This is a genomic window from Fulvivirga marina, from assembly GCF_016775155.1.
GTDB lineage: Bacteria > Bacteroidota > Bacteroidia > Cytophagales > Cyclobacteriaceae > Fulvivirga > Fulvivirga marina.
In genome coordinates, this window is the sequence record NZ_JAEUGD010000009.1 from 1 (window position 1) to 4,723 (window position 4,723).

Genomic DNA, 4,723 nt, shown 5'->3' on the forward strand with positions numbered 1-4,723 from the left:
CTCCCCAAATTGATATGCTTTAGACACAGCTATCTAACGGCTCCTTCAAACCGGTTAGTCAACTAATGAAATTATGGGGATTTAAAATGAGGTATCGAGTAGCATCTAAATCATTGTCCTTTCATTCAAAAAGAATACAAACGCAATGTATTTGCACCAATACCATTCTTTAAATGATATACAAAACTATAGCTATTATTTATTAATAAAAACGCTTTATTACCCATAAGCTTACATACTAAAAAAGGGCTCTCGACTAATAAGTCAAAAGCGTACTCCTAATCATAACATAAAAAAAACACCTGTTGCCTATATCTTACACGTCATAAAACCTGACCTCATTAATAGCCTGATTTTCAAGCAACATTTCCTTTACNCAATCCAATTGACCACTGTAAATGTCACGAAATACATGGCGTGCTAATTCCGAATGGCATAATTTCTTCCCATGTTTCAAAGATTAGCATTAAAGAATCAACCCGGGCGGACGCCCTATCCCATTTTAGGTCGTAGGGCCGCTGCGCTTAACCTACTATCAAGAGGGTGTCAAGCCTAAAAACCTTTATTTTTTTCTTTCTTCTTAGCATTTTCCAAACCTCTAATATCATTTTTATCAATATCTCTTCCAAGAGACTTTTTTGTTTGTATTAGATCTTCATAAGAAATTACGGGCGCTTCATGTTTATTCAACCTAAAGGAAATAGCCCTTTCTTTTACTTGACTGTAATCTTGTCGAACATAACCTGCTATCTGGGGAAGCAATTCAATTTTGAATGGTTTTTCCGTGATTCTTATATAACACCTTTCTGGATGAAATACAATCGATTTTAATTCACTACGATTATCAGGCTGAATATTTGAGAGGGCATCAGTTAGTTTATCAAAATTTGAAAGTGTTGGTCTGTACCATATGTCAAAATCATAGATTATATCTTTTGGCATATTAGACGATAATCGATGAAACCCATGGATATTAACTGCTGTACCACCCACAATCATATAATCGACGCTATTATCATTAAATTTGGCCGACTATTTGGTCGAGGATTTCTAAGCTTTTTATGTAATGCTGTTCTGAAATGGCTTAAAGGGAAATGAATGGCTTTTTTTTGAGATTGCGGTTTCTTGCTTTTCTCAAGTCGCTAACGAATTTTTTTTGTTCAGCAATCTCCTTTTCAGAAACTTCACGTTGAATTCTGTCAGCTTTAAGTTCTTCTATTGTTGAAAATAATTCGATTTTCATAGTAATGTAAAAATATGTATTCTTAACGATTAAAACAATCTGCTTGTTCCCAGAACATCCAATACCCTGAGCTAGAGGAGGCTTAATATTTACCAGACAACCTTTTTATTCAGTTGAAAAAAACTTCCTTGAGCTGACCGAGCGGACGCTCTATTTCATTTTAGGTCTTAGGATCGCTACGCTAAACCTAAGACCAGTTGGGGGGAATTAATGTTTAGTTTTCTTTATATCTCAAGTGATTGATCCATAGCCCTAACAACCAAGCTGGCACTAGGAAAACAAAATACCACCACTTAATTGCTTCATTCTGGATATCGGGATTATCAATATCTTGCAAACCTCCCTCATTCCCATTTCCCTGATTTATGGTTGAAGTGACACCACATATCGGAGTCACAGCATAGTTTGGATTGGAAAATGATAATATTAATACTATGCAACTCATACTTCTTAAATATAGTGTTATCCTGATCTAATCATAAGCAGATCATGACAATTCTGGACTAAAACAGTAGTTACACCTATTATTCGAGGTATTCCAATATCTTAAAGTTTTTAACCGAAATTCCCTCTTCCTCTGAATAAATAACTTCTTCTTCCAATTGCTCACCTTCTGTCCATGTGGATGTTTGGGGAGCAAGCCAATCTTGTTCTTTTCTTAAAACAAAATCACTTCTTCCATTTGAGAACTCAAAAAACAACCTTTTATAACCAGCAGCATCAGTATAAAATTCAACAGAAAACCCTCCATTGTAAAAAGTTGGTAGGTCACCGTAAGATTGGTACTTAAATTTAATCTCATTTAAAATACTATCCTCCAGCATAACATCTGTACTCTGACTGTGAAGGTCAAAATACAACTGCGTCAAGTTATCATAGGTAGCAAAGTGACTAAATGAACTGTCACGCATTTGGAAGTAAACCGAATGAAAGGTGGTATCTCCATTATTAAGTTTTTCTTTAAACCATTCTGTAACTTTATCCACTCTGCCATCGGCATTAAGGTCTTCTTCATAAACATCCACAATGTAATATCCATTTGGTATGCACATGATAGGTTCAAGTTTCTCAACATCTGATTTTGACTGCGTTTTCTGATAACAACTATCAGCAACTTGGGCTATAGTACACATCTGAAAACTTACGAGAATTACTATTAGTAAAGTTGATTTCATTTTTTCTTTGCTTTACAATTATTAAACATTCCTTCTATCATTTCTTTAAATTTCTCTTTGCGATCACCCAATCCATTATAGCCACCATTTACCAAATGAGTAATAGGTTTTACACACCCTTCATAGTCATTTTCATCGGTACATTCTGTATCTAACTTCGATATCGCACCTAAACGTTTGATAATAAATGCAGATGCCGATAAGACAGTTGCTTTAAGGGACGTTTTCACTTCATCAGGATTACTCTCCCAATCATAATCAGTCCCAAATAGAGCATTACACTTATCGGAAATAGCTTTGTAATTCCCCTTTCCCGTTAATTGAATTGCTCCTCTCCCTCGATATTTATATCCATCACCACTGTCCACATCTCCGTTTCCGTAGCCAACACCATTTGAATAAACAAGGTTAAGCAATTTTTTACCATTGCTTGATTGCTGAGTACTTGTAAGACTATGTTGTTTATACTCTCCTTCACTATCCTTAGAAAACCCTGTTTTTATCGTTATCTTATAACTGTCGCTTCCATTCCACTTAAAAGTTTCATCACTTGAAGGCTTATACTTAGTAGCCTTATCCTCTTCATCATCTAATTTCTCATAAAGCCCCTTGCTTGCATAGTCCAAATAATCTTCATCATCCCAAAAAGATTGCTTATAGAAAACGGTTTTGGCATTAGAATTATATTTCCATACACTCAACATTCTAGCTAAACTGTAAGTACTTCCCTCAACGGTAGCACGCATACCACTACTTTCATGATCAATTTGTGAAAAAAAGTGAGCTTGTCTATAACAGGTATTTAGCTCTGCTTTCTCAACTGCTAATTTAAAATAGTCACTAATATTTGGGTTCCTTTTAACTGTACCACTCTTTGAAAATAATTTCTTTAATCTTTCGTGCGTAATTTTCAAATCTCTTCCGCATACTTTACATGCAAAATCATAATGTTTGTGCCTTACCCAAAACTCTTGTTTAACTTCATTCTCTTCACCGAGCTTGTGGATAATAGTATATTTCCCTTCTCTCACAGGCTCCAAGACAAGCGTCCACGGCACATTTTTAACAACCTTATCATCATAGGTGGTGACATAAGATTCCTCGGTTGCCCCATCTTCATCAATAAGTGAAACTTTATAACTAATATCCCTGACGTCATTATTCTTTGACCAATAAGCTAATTTAAATTCAACCTGTGAAGCATTTATAATATAGATTTCATCTGTATTAACTGTATCACCCTGAACAGTAGCAACAAAACCTTCATAAGTAATACGCTCTTCTTCAATTCTTTTGAGATAAGCACAAACCATCTGTTTAAAGGTTTTCCATTCTTCTGAAGTAAAGTGCTGTTTATAAGGTTCAGGACCTACCAAACTTGCCATTTGACTCTCGATAAACTCGATATTGGAAGTATCTTGCAAAACTGAGTCCAACAATGCATAGGGATTATTTTTAAATTCTTCAATGATAGCAAGTGCCTCTTCTAGCTTATCTACATGTTTTGGAAGGCAATCTGGCAGTTCCATCATACTTCTGATTATCAACTCATCCAATGGTCCTTTTCCATTGTTAAGCAAGTAGATATCTATTTCATTCTTAAACTCATTCAGAACTTCAATAAATAGCTTCTTTAGCTGTTCATTGTTAATTGGGGTATCTGTATTTGTGAAATCACCTTCTCCTGATCCTTCTTTAGTAATACCGTCACTATCAACTATCCACGTGTCCCCAGAGCTATCCACTACCTTCACCGACTTCGTCTCACCCGTCTCCTCATCCGTTTCAACAGGATAAGCCGTTTGAGTACCATCTTCGTCGGTAACCACAATTACACCGTCATCACCTACTGTTACATCACTGATCTCTCCGTTGAAGTCAATATCCACTCCATCAAAGTCATCACCGGTATTGTCTCCATCATCAGAACCTGCATCACCATCACCTTCCCAGGTCTCTATCAAACCATCAATACCATCCGAAAGAGCAATCACTTCCCCATCCACAACCTGGTACAGTTCATTTACCCTAATATTGTCAAACTTAACCGCGAGATTGACGCCAAGGAAAGGGGTTTCAACCGAGCCATAGCCTGAGAATACCCCGTCACCTCCGGTTACTTTAGTAAGCCTCATATTGAAGTCCCCTACCGTAAACACTTCACCACGAATGGCAGATATAAGCGGTGTGGTATTCAAAGGCTGCTGAACTTCCTGAGGATCACCGCAGGCAAATACCCGTGGTGGATAGGTGGTAAACCTTTTGGTTTCCGTCCATGAGCTGACAAAGGCTCCCCGTTTGCTAC

At 36.7% G+C, this 4,723-nt stretch carries 4 protein-coding genes; all 4 read right to left on the reverse strand.

Annotated features, from left to right (window positions below; genetic code table 11):
• Positions 1-552: 552 nt before the first annotated feature.
• Entirely contained in the window at positions 553-942 is a 390-nt protein-coding gene (locus tag JMN32_RS03600) for a hypothetical protein (protein WP_202854923.1), read from the reverse strand.
• Positions 943-1,084: 142 nt separating this feature from the next.
• Positions 1,085-1,243 carry a hypothetical protein gene (locus tag JMN32_RS03605; protein ID WP_202854924.1) on the reverse strand — a complete coding sequence of 53 codons (159 nt, stop codon included), beginning with the start codon at positions 1,241-1,243 and terminating at the stop codon, positions 1,085-1,087.
• A gap of 524 nt (positions 1,244-1,767) precedes the next feature.
• On the reverse strand, positions 1,768-2,418 hold the full coding sequence (locus JMN32_RS03610; RefSeq protein ID WP_202854925.1) for a hypothetical protein: 651 nt from the start codon (positions 2,416-2,418) through the stop codon (positions 1,768-1,770).
• On the reverse strand, positions 2,415-4,723 hold a 2,309-nt coding region (locus JMN32_RS03615; RefSeq protein WP_202854926.1), incomplete at its 5' end, for a hypothetical protein. The genes JMN32_RS03610 and JMN32_RS03615, both read right to left, overlap by 4 nt.